Origin of the sequence: Curtobacterium pusillum, from assembly GCF_013359865.1 — a bacterium.
Taxonomy (GTDB): Bacteria; Actinomycetota; Actinomycetes; order Actinomycetales; family Microbacteriaceae; genus Curtobacterium; species Curtobacterium pusillum.
In genome coordinates this window covers 85,137-99,229 of record NZ_JABMCE010000070.1, presented here as the reverse complement: position 1 = coordinate 99,229, position 14,093 = coordinate 85,137, and the positions used below count along the sequence as shown (strand labels likewise).

The window sequence follows — 14,093 nt, the reverse complement described above, 5'->3', positions numbered from 1 at the left end:
TGGGGTCATGTCTGGTCTCGGTCTCGGTTCCCCCGCTGCGTCGCCCGCTCCGCCGTCCGCCGAGATCCGGGCGGAGGCGCAGGAGGCGCTGCACGCCCTGACCGGGCGTCCGGACGCGGTCTTCCACCCCGGCCAGCTCGAGGCGATCTCCGCCCTCGTGGAGCACCGGCAGCGCGCCCTCGTCGTGCAGCGCACCGGCTGGGGCAAGTCGGCGGTGTACTTCCTCGCGACCCTGCTGCTCCGGCGCCGCGGCGGCGGCCCCACCGTGCTCGTGTCCCCGCTGCTGGCGCTCATGCGCGACCAGGTCGCCGCGGCGGGCCGCGCCGGTGTCCGCGCGGTCTCGATCAACTCCGCGAACGCGCACGAGTGGGGCGAGACCCAGGCCGCCCTCGCCCGCGACGAAGTGGACGTGCTCCTCGTCTCCCCGGAACGGCTCAACAACCCGAAGTTCCGCGACGAGCAGCTACCGACGCTGATCGCCCGGATGGGGATGCTCGTCGTCGACGAGGCGCACTGCATCTCGGACTGGGGCCACGACTTCCGGCCGGACTACCGGCGGCTCGCCGAACTCATCCGGTCGCTCCCGCACGGGGTGCCCGTGCTCGCCACCACCGCGACGGCGAACGAGCGCGTGGTCGAGGACGTCGCCGAACAGCTGACGGCCGGCCCGGACGACCCGGTCTTCACCATCCGCGGATCACTGGCGCGGGCGTCGCTCCGCCTGGGCGTCCTGACGCTCCCCGACGCCCGGCAGCGCCTCGGCTGGCTGCTCGCACACCTCGGGGACCTGCCCGGCAGCGGGATCATCTACACGCTGACGGTCTCCGCTGCCGAGGACATCGCCCGGCTCCTGCGTGAGAACGGGTACGCCGTCCGTGCCTACACCGGCCGCACCGACACCGAGGAGCGCGAGCAGCTCGAGCAGCAGCTCAAGGGCAACGAACTCAAGGCCCTCGTCGCCACGAGCGCGCTCGGGATGGGGTTCGACAAGCCCGACCTCGGGTTCGTCGTGCACGTCGGCGCGCCGTCCTCACCCGTGGCGTACTACCAGCAGATCGGTCGCGCCGGCCGTGCCACCGACAACGCGGACGTTCTCCTGCTGCCCGGTCGGGAAGACCAGGAGATCTGGCAGTACTTCGCGAGCGCTTCCATGCCGACACAGGCGCGGGCGTCCGCCGTGCTGGATGCGCTGTCCGCGTCGTCATCCCCCCTGTCGACCGTCGCGCTCGAGGGCCTGGTCGACATCAAGCGGTCCACGCTCGAACTCCTGCTCAAGGTGCTCGACGTCGACGGCGCCGTCCGACGGGTCACCGGCGGGTGGGTCGCGACCGGGCAGCCGTGGGAGTACGACGCACCCCGCTACGAGCGTGTCGCGGCCGCCCGCGCTGCCGAGGCCGCGTCGATGCTCGGCTACGAGTCCACCTCGGCGTGCCGGATGCAGCTGCTGCAGCAGGACCTCGACGACCCGTCCGCCGAACCCTGCGGGCGGTGCGACAACTGCGCCGGCGTCTGGTACCCGTCCTCGGTGTCCGACTCCGACGCATCCGGGGCTGCTGCGGCGCTCGACAAGGTGGGCGTCGAGATCGCTCCGCGGGCGCAGTGGCCGTCCGGCATGGCGGCGCTCGGCGTGCCCGTCCGCGGCAAGATCGGCCCCGACGAGCTCGTGCAGCCGGGCCGCGCCGTCGCCCGCCTCACCGACCTCGGGTGGGGTGGGCCGCTCCGGGCGCTCTTCGGATCGGGTGCGCCGGACGCTCCGGTGTCGCGCGAACTGGTCGACGGCTGCGTCCGGGCGCTCAAGGACTGGCCGTGGGAGACCCGACCGACGGGGGTCGTGGCGATGTCGTCGCGTTCCCGTCCCCAGCTCGTGGCGTCGCTCGCGCAGGCGTTGTCCTCGATCGGACGGCTGCAGTTCCTCGGGACGCTCGGGCGGAACGGTGGCACACCCCGAGGGGACGGTGCGACGAACAGCGCCTACCGGTTGTCGGGCGTGTGGGACACGTTCGTGGTCGGTCCGACGCTGGCTGCGGCCCTGCAGTCGCACGAGGGACCCGTGTTGCTCGTGGACGACCTCGTGGACAGCCGGTGGACGATGACCGTGGCGGGGCGGGAACTGCGGCGGGCGGGGGCGTCGGCCGTGCTGCCGTTCGCGCTGGCCACCGTCGCCTGACCGCAGCCGCGTCTCAGACGGCGCCGATCGCGTCCAGCTCGGCCACCGCGTCCGCCGGCAGGGCGAAGGCCGCCGACGCGACGTTGTCGCGCAGGTGCGCGACGGAGGAGGTGCCCGGGATGAGCAGCATGTTCGGCGAGCGCTGCAGCAGCCACGACAGCGCGATCGTCAGACGGGACGCCCCGAGCCGCTCGGCCACGGCGTCGAGCGTGCCGGACTGCAGCGGGGAGAAGCCGCCGAGCGGGAAGTACGGCACGTAGGCGATGCCCTGCTCGGCGGTGGCGTCCACCAGGGCGTCGTCCTCGCGGCGGGCGACGTTGTACATGTTCTGCACGCAGACGACGGGCGCGATCGTCTGCGCTTCCGCGAGCTGTTCGGCGTTCACGGTGGAGAGGCCGAGGTGTTTGATCAGCCCCTGCTGCTGGAGTTCGGCGAGCGCCTCGAACTGCGGCGCGAGGCTGCCCGGTTCCGGCGCGTCGAACCCGCCGACGCGGAGGTTCACCACGTCGAGCCGTTCGAGTCCGAGGTTGCGGAGGTTGTCGTGCACCTGCTCGACGAGCTCGTGCGGCTCCCGGGCGTGCGGCCATCCGCCGTCGGCGTCACGGCGGGCACCGACCTTCGTGACGATGTGCAGGCCGTCCGCGTACGGGTGCAGTGCCTCGCGGATGACCTCGTTCGTGACGTGCGGCCCGTAGAAGTCCGCCGTGTCGATGTGGGTGATGCCGAGCTCGACCACCGTGCGGAGGACGCGGACCGCCTCCGCACGGTCGGCGGGCGGGCCGAAGACGCCGGGACCGGCGAGCTGCATGGCGCCGTACCCGACGCGGGTGAGGTCGAGGTCGTCGGCGAGGCGGTACGTGCCGCCGGGGAGTGTCGTGTCCGTCATGTCGACCACGATGCTCCGGGACCGGACGCACGGGCAGGTCCCCCTCGACCCTGGGACCACGAGGACCAGGACCGGACCGGTCGGCGGACCGTAGCATCGACGGTGTGAGCGACAACACGCTGGGCGAGTACCTCCGGGCACGGCGCGAGCTCGTGAGCCCGGAGGACGCCGGGCTCCGCGTGACGGGTGTCCGGCGGACACCCGGCCTCCGCCGCGAGGAGGTGGCCACGCTCGCCGGCATCAGCGCCGACTACTACCTCCGGTTGGAACAGGGCCGGGACCGCAACCCGTCGGCCCAGGTGCTCGACGCGATCGCCCGGGTGTTCGGCCTCGACGCGACGGCGTCCGCGTACCTCCGGACCCTCGCCGACACGTCCCTCACCCGTCGCCGGACGCCCCGGCCGCAGTCGGCTCGGACGGTGCCGTCGGGAACGCTGCAGCTGCTCGACGTGGTCGCGCTGCCCGCGTTCGTGGAGAACCGCGCGTTCGCCGTCCTCGCCGCGAACGCCCTCGCCACCGCGCTGGCCCCGGGGATGCGGGCCGGCGAGAACCGGCTGCGCACCATGTTCCTCAGTCGTGCCGACCAGGAACGCTACCCCGACTGGGAGCACCAGATGGGCGGGATGGTGGCCTCGTTCCGGTCGTCCATCGGTGCCGACGTCGACGACCCGGCGATCACCACCCTCGTCGGTGAGCTGTCGCTCGGCAGCGAGGACTTCCGACGCCTGTGGGCGCGACACGACGTCCGGCCCCTCGGCGGTGGCACCGTGCGGATGTGGCACCCGGAGGTCGGCGACCTGGAGCTCCGCCGCGAGAAGCTCGGCATCGGCGGTACCGACGGGCAGCTCCTCGTCGTCCACCACGCCGAACCGGGGTCGCCCTCCGCCCGCGCCCTGGCACTGCTCGGAAGCCTCGCCGCGACGACCGTCTAGCGTCGGCCGGGCTTCGGGAACGTCGCCCGCATGTGGTCCGTGGTGAGCACGTCCCCGATGCCGATCATGAGCAGCGAGAACACGATCTGCTCGATGACCATCCAGAACGGGTAGAGCCCCGGGATCGCCGCCACCACGAGCGTGACGACCGGGAAGATCCGGCTGAACAACCGCAACCGCTGGTACGCCCAGTAGTACCCGAGCTGCGCACGCCACGCGAACACGTAGAGCGTCAGGGTGATGAGCAGCACGACGGTCGCCCGGAACCACACCGCCCACGGGATGGTCTGCCCGGCCCTCGTGAGCAGCACGGCGACGACGATCGCCGCGAGACCCACCACGGTCTCGGCGACGAGCAGCCAGCGGATCCAGCGGAACGACCGCACCGTCTCCGGATGCTCGAGCATGTCCTCGCGGATCACGTACCCGGCCTGCCGGCCGCCGGCGAGCCGGTCGAGCCGCAGGCGGCACCACAGGCGGTCGGCGAGGGCACCGAGCCCGGCGTTCTGCTGCGTCACCGTCCCATCGTGCCGTATCCGGCGCCATGGTCCGGCACCGCGCCTCCTGGACGGTCCTGGAGGCGCGACGCGCGCTGCTCCGCCGGCCCACCCGATCCGCGGGTCGGGTCCGTCAGTCCGTGGGGATCAGCGACGCACCGCCGATGACCTCGCCGGTGTCGGGATCGCGGATCACGAGCGCGCGGACGTCGTCGGGCAAGACCTCCGGCGTCGTGATCGAGAGGGACTGCTCCGCGGTGTCGATCGGGATGCTCCCGACGTCGACCGCTTGCCCACGATCGGCCCAGAACCCACGCTGCTCCCCCACCACGATCCCGTTCGACAGCACGACTCGCACCGTGCTCAGGTGCTGGTTCGGAGACCACACCTGGAAGTGGTCGAAGGAGATGAACAGGCCGAGGTCCGGGTCGTCCTCGATCCGCACGTGGCCCGTGATCCCACGGTCGATGGGGAGCAGGTCGCCCTCGACGGGTGGGACGCGCTGCCACCACGGGGCGATCGGCGATTCGCCGCTGCCGGAGTCCGACCCCGGTTCCGGGACGGGCGCACCGAGCACGTTCGACGGCGGGGTGAGCGCGCCGCCACCGCTCCCCTGCTCGGCGAGCGGCGTGGTGCTCGGCACCGGCCGGGTCCCACCGGCCCGCCGCTCGGTCTGCAGGGTGCTCCAGGCGAGGACGAGCGCGACGGCGGCGATCACCCCGACGGCCACGAACAGCCATCGACGTCTCGCCCCCGTCACGCTCGAACCCCCGCTCGGTCTCAGCGCTTGCGGCGCTCGCGGACTCGCATGTTGACGATGATCGGCGTGCCCGAGAAGCCCCACACCTCGCGGAGACGCCGGGTGATGAACCGGCGGTACTGCGGGTCGAGGAAGCCCGTCGTGAAGAGCACGAACGTCGGCGGCTGGCTCGACGCCTGGGTACCGAACAGGATGCGGGGCTGCTTGCCACCCCGGACCGGGTGCGGGTGCTCCTGCACGAGCTCGGCGATGAAGGCGTTGACCTTGCCCGTCGGGATGCGGGTGTCCCACGACTCGAGGGCGGTCTCGAGCGCCGGGACGAGCTTCTCGAGGTGGCGGCCGGTGCGGGCCGACATGTTCACGCGCGGCGCCCAGGCCACGTGCGCGAGGTCCTGCTCGATCTCGCGCTCGAGGTAGCGGCGGCGGTCGTCGTCCAGCAGGTCCCACTTGTTGTACGCCAGGACGAGGGCGCGACCGGACTCGAGGACCAGGTCGATGATGCGGAGGTCCTGCACGGAGATCGGCTCGGTGACGTCGAGGACGACGACGGCGACCTCGGCCTTCTCGAGGGCGGCCGTCGTGCGGAGGGAAGCGTAGAAGTCGGCGCCCTGCTGCAGGTGCACGCGCTTCCGGATGCCGGCCGTGTCGACGAAGCGCCAGACCCGTCCGCCGAGCTCGATCTGCTCGTCCACCGGGTCACGGGTGGTGCCGGCGAGGTCGTTCACGACGACGCGCTCTTCACCGGCGGCCTTGTTGAGCAGCGAGCTCTTGCCGACGTTCGGACGGCCGAGGATCGCCACGCGACGGGGACCGCCGACCTCCTGCTTGGCGACGGCCGACGTGTCCGGCAGCGTCTTCACGATGAGGTCGAGGAGGTCCGCGACGCCACGCCCGTGCAGGGCCGACACCGGGTGCGGCTCCCCCAGACCGAGGTTCCACAGCTCGTACGCGTCGAGGTCGCGGCGGTCGTCGTCGGACTTGTTCGCGACGACGATCACCGGACGGTCGGTTCCGCGGAGCATCTTCACGACGTGCTCGTCGGTGGCCGTGATGCCGACCGTGACGTCCACGACGAAGAGCACGGCGTCGGCGAGGTCGATCGCGACCTCGGCCTGCGCGGCGACCGAGGCGTTGATGCCCTGCGCGTCCGGCTCCCACCCGCCGGTGTCGACGAGGGTGAAGCGCTTGTCGTTCCACTCGGCCTTGTACGAGACGCGGTCGCGGGTGACGCCGGGGACGTCCTGCACGACGGCTTCACGGCGGCCGAGGATGCGGTTGACGAGCGCCGACTTGCCGACGTTCGGACGGCCGACGATCGCGAGCACCGGGTACGCCGGCAGGTAGGTGATGCCGTCCTCGCCGAGCTGCCCGGCTTCGAGCAGGGCGACGTCTTCCTCGTCGAGCTCGTAGTCCTCGAGCCCGGCGCGGAGCGCGTTCGCCCGCTGCTCGGCCTCGGCCTCGTCGAGTCCGGCGAGCCGCTCGCCGAGCGCGTCGTCGTACTCGGGGAAGTCGTCGTTCGCCGGGTTGTCGTTGTCCAGCTGCGCCATGGTGGATTCCTCGTGAGCGGCCCTGCGGCCGCGGGTGATCAGTTCGTGGCCGTGCTTCGGGCCAGCTCGACGACCGCCTGCACGGTCTGGTCGAAGTCGAGGTCGGTGGAGTCGAGCGTCGTGACGCCGTCCGCGGCGTTCATGAAGTCGACGACCTTCGCGTCCGCGGCGTCCCGACGGGCGAGTGCAGCGGAGGTCTCGGCGGCCGACTGGGTCGTGACCTCGGCCGAGCGCCTGGCCATCCTAACCGACTCGTCGGCCGTCAGGAGGATACGGACTTCGGCGTCCGGGGCCACCACGGTGGTGATGTCACGCCCCTCGGTGATGATCCCCCGGGCATCCGTCCGTCGCATGACCTGGCGGAACAGCTGCACGAGACGCTGCCGGACCTCGGGCAGCTTCGCGATGTGGGCGACCGCGGCGGTGACCTCCGGCGTCCGGATCGCGTCCGTCACGTCGGTGCCGTTCACCCGGACGAAGTAGTCGTCGGGGTCGGTGCCGATCTCGTAGTCGAAGGTGTCCCAGCTCCCGAGCACGGCGGCGGGGTCGTCGAGGTCGACGGCCTGCTGCAGGGCGTGCCACGCGAGGGCGCGGTAGGCGGCCCCGGTGTCCTGGTAGCCGAAGCCGAGCGCGCGGGCGGCCGCACGTGACACGCTCGACTTGCCGCTGCCCGCGGGGCCGTCGACCGCGACGACGAACTTCGCGACGTACGCGCCGTCGGCGAGGCCGGCGGGGAGCGGGTCGCGCGTGGAACCGGGTTCGCCGCCGCCCTGGCCGTCCAGGCCGCCGGCGAGGTCACCGCCGCCGATCGGACCGGGCTGGTCGCCCGGCGTCGGCAGACCCGTGTCGGGTCCGTCCGGCCCACCGGTCACACCGGAGTCCTGCGCTTCGTTCACGCCCATGCTGCTGCGATCCTCCATCCGCGGCCCTCGAGTTCCTCGACGAGCCGCTGTTCCTGCTCGGGCACGACCGACACCTCGACGATGCCGATCTGCGCGCCCGGTGAGTGCTCGAGGCGCATGTCCTCGAGGTTGATGCCGATCTCCCCGATGAACGTGAGGAGGGCGGCGATCTGCCCGGGGGTGTCGTCGACGAGGACGACCACCTGGGCGAAACGCTTCGTGGTGCCGTGCTTGCCCGGCAACCGTTCGACACCGCGGTTGCCCGCGGCGATCGTCTCGGCGATGGCGCGCGGCGCGCCGGACGCCGCGGGGTCGTCGAGCGCCTCGAGCACACGGTCGAGGTCGGCCCGGAGGTCGGTGAGCACCGGACGGATCCGCTGGGCGTTCGCGCCGATGATCTGCACCCACAGCCCGGGGTCGCTCGCGGCGATCCGGGTGACGTCACGCACCCCGCCGCCGGCCAGGCCGAGTGCACCGTCCGGAGCGTCGCGCAGCCGCGAGGCCATCAGCGTCGACACGAGCTGCGGCGTGTGCGAGACGTACGCCACCGCGAGGTCGTGCGACTCCGGGTCCATCGGCACCACGGTCGCACCCACGTCGAGCGCCAGGTCCTCGACCACGGCGGCGCGCTGGTACGTGATGTCGTCGTGCCCGGCGATCACCCACGGCTGCCCGACGAACAGGTCGGCGCGGGCGGCGGTCGGGCCACTGCGTTCCCGCCCGGCCATGGGGTGCGAGCCGATGTAGCGGCTGACGTCCGCACCGGCGGCACGGAGGCTCGCGAGCGGCCCGGACTTCACGCTCGCCACGTCCGTCACGACGGCGTCCGGGTAGGCCGCCAGTTCACGCTCGACGACGGACGCCACGACGTCCGGCGGGACCGCGACCACGACGAGCTCCGGGTCGTCGCCGTCGGCCGGCCGACGCCCGGCGCCGTAGTCCACGGCGAGTGCGAGTGCGGCCGGCGACACGTCGTCCAGGACGACGTCGACCCCCTTCTCGCGCAGCGCCAGCCCGATCGAGGCACCGAGCAGCCCGGCACCGACGACCCGCACGGGTCCGCGGAGCCGCCGGTCGATGTCCGGTTCGGCGTGCGGGGCGGTGGCGTCGGTCACCCGGCAAGCCTACCGATCGTCAGTCCGACGACTCTTCGCCCTCCGCGACCTGTGGAGAACCCTTCGCTTCACGGGCGATGCGGAGGAGCTTGCCGAGTTCGACCGTCGAGAGCTCACGCGTCTTCCCGATCGGCAGCGACCCCAGGTGCAGCGGACCGAACGAGCGACGGACGAGTTCGAGCACCGGGTGGTCGACCTCGTCGAGCATGCGGCGGACGATGCGGTTGCGACCCGAGTGCAGCGTGATCTCGACGAGCGACTCCCCGCGGGAGGACTCGAGCAACCGCACCTTGTCGGCGGCGATCGGCCCGTCCTCGAGCTCCACGCCGTCGAGCAGCCGCTGCACGGTCGCCGGGTTCACGTTGCCGCGGACCTTCGCGATGTACGTCTTCGTCACGCCGAACGACGGGTGCGCGAGCACGTGCGCCAGGTCACCGTCGTTCGTCAGGACGAGCAGCCCGGAGGTCTCGGTGTCCAGACGGCCGACGTTGAACAGACGCTCCTCGTACCGGTCGACGAACTCGGACAGGTCGCGTCGGCCGCGCTCGTCCTGCAGGCTCGAGACGATGCCGGTCGGCTTGTTGAGGAGGACGTAGCGGCGCGAGGTGTCGATCTGCACCGGCACGCCGTCCACCGCGATCTCGTCGGTCTGCGGGTCGACCCGGCGGCCGAGCGCGTCGACGACCTCGCCGTTCACGGTCACACGGCCCTCGACGATGAGGTTCTCCGCGACGCGGCGGGACGCCACGCCCGCAGCGGCGATGACCTTCTGCAGGCGCTCACCGTCGGCCTGGAGGCTCGGTGCGGCTCCGGCGGTCGCCGTCCCGTCCGCCGCGTCCCAGTCCGGGATGATCGGGCGCTCGGGCGTGCCCTCGAGCGGCTGGCCCTGCTGGTCGCGGGCGCCCTCGGGCTTCGGGGTCGTGCGACGGTCGGTGCCGCGTGGTCGGTCGCTGTTCCGCGGACTCGTGGTGCCGCCGACGTAGCGACGGCCGTTGTGCCAGACGCGGCTCTGCTGCCCGTCGGGCCCGCGACGGTCGTCACGGCGATCGTCACGGCGGTCGTCGTCGCGGCGCGGTGCGCTCCGGCGGGCTCCGCCCCCACCGCGTCGGTCGTCGTCGCGTCCGCGGTACCCACCGGCGCCACGGTCGTCTCGGTCGGTGCGGTCGGTGCGGTCGTTGCGTCCGCGGTACCCACCGGCGCCGCGGTCGTCGCGGCTGACGAACCCGCTGCGGTCGCCACCGCGTCGGTCGTCGTCACGACTCACGAAGCGGCCGTGGTCTCCGCCGGACCGCTCGTCGCGCCCGCGGTACCCGCCCCCGGCGCCACCGGCGCGATCGTCACGCCCGCGGTAGCCGCCACCGGTGCCACCGGCACGGTCGTCGCGCCCGCGGTACCCGCCACCGGCGCCACCGTCGCGCCCCCGGTACCCGCCGCCGGAACGGTCGTCGCCGCCGCGGTACCCACCGCGCTCGCTGCCGCCCCGGTACCCGCCACGGTCGTCGTCACGGCGCGGCGAAGCGCCTCGGTACCCGCCGCGGTCTCCGCCGCGGTCGTCGTCACGCCGGCCCGAGGCAGCACGGTCGTCGCGCCCCCGGTACCCGCCGCCGGAACGGTCGTCCCCGCCGCGGTACCCACCGCGGTCGCTGCCGCCCCGGTACCCACCACGGTCGTCGTCACGGCGCGGCGAAGCACCTCGGTACCCGCCGCGGTCTCCACCACGGTCGTCGTCTCGGCGGCCCGAAGCAGCACGGTCGTCACGCCCCCGGTACCCACCCCGGTCGTCGCGACCCGCGTCCCCGTACCGGCCACCCGCACGGCCGGAGCCCGCGTTGCGGTCGCGTGACGCGCCTCCAGGCCGACCCGAGCCCGCGCGGCCACCCGCACCGCCCCGTGGGCCGCCTCGTCCGTGTTCCTCATGAGCGGCCATCGGGGATCCCTTCGTTCTGCCCGAAGCCGTCGGCACCGTCGTCCAGGAGGGGCGAGATGAGCGGCAGCTCGTCGAGCGAGTTGATGCCGAGCTGCTGCAGGAGCAGACCGGACGTGACGTAGTTGATGGCGCCGGTCTCGGCGTCCGTGAACGACTCCTCGATGAGTCCTCGGGCGACGAGGGTGCGGACCACCCCGTCGACGTTCACGGCGCGGATCGAGGCGATCTGCGAGCGGGTGATCGGCTGCTTGTACGCCACCACCGCGAGGGTCTCGAGCGCGGCCTGCGAGAGGCGGGAGGGGCGTTCGGCCTCGACGAACTGCTCGACGACGGCGTCGAGGTCCTGTCGGACGTAGAAGCGCCAGCCGCCGCCGACCTCGCGGAGCTCGAACCCGCGGCGGATCGTCCCGTCGACACCGTCGAAGTCGTCGACGAGCCGCTCGATCGCCTGGCGGACGGCGGGCACCGGGGCGCCGACCGCGGCACCGAGGGCGACGAGTGACTGCGGCTCGTCCGCGATCATCAGGATGGCCTCGAGCTGCCGGTCGATCGGGATCTCCGGGTGGGCGACGTGCGCGTCCGGTTCGTCGCGCTCCTCCCGCCCCTCGTGCAGCTCCTGCTCGATCGCGCGGGCGTCGCCGATCTCGTCGGCGCCGCCGGGTTCGGCGCTGGACGTGTCGTGCACGTCATCCGTCATAGTCGGCTCCCAGGTTGGCGAGGCTCTCGTCGGACCAGTCCTCAGCGGTCCAGCGGAGCGTCAGCTCCCCGAGCGGTTCCAACTGTTCGAACGAGATGGACGCGTTCCGGTACAGCTCCAGGATCGCGAGGAAGCGAGCCACCACGATACCCGTCTCCGAGACGCCGGCGACCAGCTCGCGGAACGAGACGTCCTCGTCGGCGCGGGTGCGGAGGATGGAGACGACGATCGCGGCCTGCTCCCGGATGCTGACGAGCGGCGCGTGCAGGTGGTCGAGCCCGACGGTCGGGATCTCCCGCGGGGCGAACGCCAGGGTCGCGAGCGCTGCGAAGTCCTGCACGGACAGGGTCCACACGAGCTCGGGCGTCCGGGCCCGGAACCGCTCCTCGAGACGGACGCTCCGGACGTGCCGACGCGATTCGTCCAGCCAGCGGGAACCGAACCAGTCGGCCGCCTGCTTGAACGCGCGGTACTGCAGCAGTCGCGCGAACAGCAGGTCGCGGGCTTCGAGGAGGGCGACGTCCTCGGCGTCGACCAGCTCGCCCTGCGGCAGCAGTCCGGCGATCTTCAGGTCGAGCAGGGTCGCGGCGACGACGAGGAACTCGCTGGCCTCGTCGAGTTCGTCCTCGGACTCCGCCTGCCGCACGTACTCGATGAACTCCCCCGTCACCGCGCCGAGCGACACCTCGGTGATGTCGAGCTCGTGCTTCGTGATGAGCGAGAGGAGCAGGTCGAACGGCCCGTCGAAGTTCCGCAGCCGCACCCGGAACCCGGGCGCGGTCGTGGTGCCCGCCGGCGCGGGGCTGGTCTCGGGGTCGCCGGGGGCGTCGTCAGGCGACGGCGCCACGCTCGACGAGCTCCCGTGCGAGCTGCCGGTACGCGTGCGCGGCGGCGTGGTCCGGAGCGGTCTGGGTGATCGGCCGGGCGGAGACGGTGGCGTCCGGGAACTTCACGGTGCGCCCGATCACGGTGTCGAGGACCTTCTCGTCGAAGGTGTCGACGACGCGCTCCATCACCTCGCGCGAGTGCAGCGTCCGCGAGTCGTACATCGTCGCCAGGATGCCGTCGAGCTGCAGCGCCGGGTTGAGCCGGTCGCGCACCTTGTCGATCGTCTCGATGAGCAGCGCGACACCGCGCAGGGCGAAGAACTCGCACTCGAGCGGGATGAGCACGCCGTGCGCCGCCGTGAGGGCGTTCACGGTGAGCAGTCCGAGCGACGGCTGGCAGTCGACGAGGATGACGTCGTAGTCGTTCGCGACCTTCCGCAGCACGCTCGCGAGGATCTGCTCTCGCGCGACCTCGTTCACGAGGTGCACCTCGGCCGCGGACAGGTCGATGTTCGCCGGGATGACGTCGAGGTACGGCGTGTTCGTCGGCTGGATGACCTGGTGCGGGTCCTTGATCGACCCCATCAGCAGGTCGTACACGGTGGGGATGTCGTGCGTCCGCACGCCGAGCCCTGCCGACAGGGCACCCTGCGGGTCGAAGTCCACCGCGAGGACCTTCCGGCCGTACTCCGCGAGCGCCGCGCCGAGGTTGATCGACGTCGTGGTCTTGCCCACGCCGCCCTTCTGGTTGCAGAGCGCGATGATGCGAGCGGGACCGTGACCGTCGAGCTCCTCGGGCACCGCGAACTGCCGGACGGGCCGTCCGGTCGGACCGTAGGTGGTCTCGCCGGTTCCGGGGCTGGTCGTCGGGTTCGTGCTCACCCCGTCATCGTACCGGCGACCCGCCGTGGCGCCGGGCCGCACCGCCGCCTCGGCGAGCCGACGGGGCGGGCCTGCGCCGTGCCTCCGGGTCTGGAGGCGCGGGTCATGCCCGGCGCAGCGCCACCCGCATGCTGTCCACGCGTTCCGAGATGACGGCGTCCGCCGTCCAGCGCTGCTGGAGTCGCCCCACCAGCTCCTGCACCTGCGTCTGGTCGAGGCCCGGGTGGAGCGCCAGGCCCACGGTCAGCTCCGCACCGGCGAACCGTCCGAGCGGGTCCCCGGGCGCGAGCTCGACCCGCGCCACCGAGCGCTCCCCCACGATGGAGTCGGCGAACGCCCGGGCGACCTCCGGGTCCTCGAAGCAGGGGGTCCACGGCACGTCCTGCCCGATCGCCCACACCGCGGGACGGCGGAGCACGAACTCGGTCGGAGCCGTCGGGTCGAGCACGACGAGCTGGGTCTCCTCGCTCGCCGCAGCCATCGCGACGCGCCGGGACTCGACCGGGACGGGCCGGGCGTCGGCGTCCCAGCTCCGCATCGCGTCGACCGAGGTGAACGCCGGCATCACGCTGCGTCCGTCGGGTCCGGCGACCGTGACGATCGAGAGCTCCTGGGTCTTGTCGACGAGCTTGCCCTCGTCGGTGTGGCCGACGTCGCCGGCTTCCGCGACGAGCGGGATGAGGAGCCGCGCGGTGCGGAGCGCGTCGACGACCGCCCGCTGGGAGCCGCCGTCGCGCAGGGCGGAGATCGCGGCCACGAGTGTCGGGTCGGCGAGGCCGTCGTCGTCGTCGAAGGTGGTGTCGTGCTGCTCGAACGTCCGGCCGGCCCACGCGAATCCCGCGGAGTCGGCCGCTCCGCCGGGAGTGTGCGCGTCGTGCCGGGCACCGTCCGGGTGCCCGGCACCTTCCGGCGCGTCCGGTCCGGCGCCGCGGCCGTTCGAGATGCCCGCCACCC

14 protein-coding genes are annotated in these 14,093 nt (G+C 72.6%); 3 read left to right on the top strand and 11 right to left on the bottom strand.

Annotated elements, in window-relative coordinates; genetic code table 11:
- The first annotated feature begins 7 nt into the window (after window positions 1-7).
- Window positions 8-2,167 carry a RecQ family ATP-dependent DNA helicase gene (locus tag HP507_RS07785; RefSeq protein WP_254700994.1) on the top strand — a complete coding sequence of 720 codons (2,160 nt, stop codon included), beginning with the start codon at window positions 8-10 and terminating at the stop codon, window positions 2,165-2,167.
- 13 nt (window positions 2,168-2,180) lie between these two features.
- Here the strand turns inward: HP507_RS07785 and HP507_RS07780 are convergent, their stop codons facing one another.
- Window positions 2,181-3,053 carry an oxidoreductase gene (locus HP507_RS07780; protein WP_175351211.1) on the bottom strand — a complete coding sequence of 291 codons (873 nt, stop codon included), beginning with the start codon at window positions 3,051-3,053 and terminating at the stop codon, window positions 2,181-2,183.
- A 104-nt stretch (window positions 3,054-3,157) separates the two neighbouring features.
- Here HP507_RS07780 and HP507_RS07775 point away from each other — a divergent pair, with 104 nt between their 5' ends.
- The gene (locus HP507_RS07775; protein WP_271207131.1) at window positions 3,158-3,985 is read left to right on the top strand and encodes a helix-turn-helix domain-containing protein; all 828 of its coding nucleotides are present in this window, start codon (window positions 3,158-3,160) and stop codon (window positions 3,983-3,985) included.
- On the opposite strand, the gene HP507_RS07770 is transcribed toward HP507_RS07775, so the two are convergent.
- The 6 genes from HP507_RS07770 to HP507_RS17840 all read right to left on the bottom strand — a co-directional run bounded on the left by HP507_RS07770 (window position 3,982) and on the right by HP507_RS17840 (window position 9,581).
- A complete protein-coding gene (locus HP507_RS07770) occupies window positions 3,982-4,503 on the bottom strand; it encodes a hypothetical protein (RefSeq protein WP_175351210.1) in 522 nt (173 codons plus the stop codon). The two genes, HP507_RS07775 and HP507_RS07770, sit on opposite strands and share 4 nt — an antisense overlap.
- Window positions 4,504-4,615: 112 nt before the next feature.
- On the bottom strand, window positions 4,616-5,242 hold the full coding sequence (locus tag HP507_RS07765; protein ID WP_175351209.1) for a hypothetical protein: 627 nt from the start codon (window positions 5,240-5,242) through the stop codon (window positions 4,616-4,618).
- Window positions 5,243-5,262: 20 nt separating this feature from the next.
- The gene (gene der / locus HP507_RS07760; RefSeq protein WP_175351208.1) at window positions 5,263-6,789 is read right to left on the bottom strand and encodes a ribosome biogenesis GTPase Der; all 1,527 of its coding nucleotides are present in this window, start codon (window positions 6,787-6,789) and stop codon (window positions 5,263-5,265) included.
- A gap of 38 nt (window positions 6,790-6,827) precedes the next feature.
- Window positions 6,828-7,442: a (d)CMP kinase gene (cmk, locus tag HP507_RS07755; protein WP_376984706.1), complete on the bottom strand. Its 615-nt coding sequence runs from the start codon at window positions 7,440-7,442 to the stop codon at window positions 6,828-6,830.
- Window positions 7,443-7,681: 239 nt separating this feature from the next.
- Complete coding sequence (locus HP507_RS07750; RefSeq protein WP_175351206.1) at window positions 7,682-8,806, bottom strand: prephenate dehydrogenase; 1,125 nt, start codon at window positions 8,804-8,806, stop codon at window positions 7,682-7,684.
- Between the two features lie 19 nt (window positions 8,807-8,825).
- On the bottom strand, window positions 8,826-9,581 hold the full coding sequence (locus HP507_RS17840) for a pseudouridine synthase (RefSeq protein WP_246328593.1): 756 nt from the start codon (window positions 9,579-9,581) through the stop codon (window positions 8,826-8,828).
- Window positions 9,582-10,079: 498 nt separating this feature from the next.
- Between HP507_RS17840 and HP507_RS17835 the strand changes: the two genes are divergently transcribed.
- Entirely contained in the window at window positions 10,080-10,649 is a 570-nt protein-coding gene (locus HP507_RS17835; protein WP_175351205.1) for a hypothetical protein, read from the top strand.
- 70 nt (window positions 10,650-10,719) lie between these two features.
- Here the strand turns inward: HP507_RS17835 and scpB are convergent, their stop codons facing one another.
- From scpB to HP507_RS07720, 4 genes are all read right to left on the bottom strand, one after another.
- On the bottom strand, window positions 10,720-11,430 hold the full coding sequence (gene scpB / locus HP507_RS07735) for an SMC-Scp complex subunit ScpB (protein ID WP_217508584.1): 711 nt from the start codon (window positions 11,428-11,430) through the stop codon (window positions 10,720-10,722).
- On the bottom strand, window positions 11,420-12,277 hold the full coding sequence (locus HP507_RS07730) for a segregation and condensation protein A (RefSeq protein ID WP_175351204.1): 858 nt from the start codon (window positions 12,275-12,277) through the stop codon (window positions 11,420-11,422). Before HP507_RS07730 ends, scpB begins: the two co-directional genes overlap by 11 nt.
- The gene (locus HP507_RS07725; protein WP_175351203.1) at window positions 12,261-13,139 is read right to left on the bottom strand and encodes a ParA family protein; all 879 of its coding nucleotides are present in this window, start codon (window positions 13,137-13,139) and stop codon (window positions 12,261-12,263) included. The genes HP507_RS07730 and HP507_RS07725 overlap by 17 nt, the downstream gene beginning before the upstream one ends.
- A gap of 103 nt (window positions 13,140-13,242) precedes the next feature.
- Window positions 13,243-14,091 carry an SseB family protein gene (locus tag HP507_RS07720; protein WP_271207134.1) on the bottom strand — a complete coding sequence of 283 codons (849 nt, stop codon included), beginning with the start codon at window positions 14,089-14,091 and terminating at the stop codon, window positions 13,243-13,245.
- Window positions 14,092-14,093 lie beyond the last annotated feature (2 nt).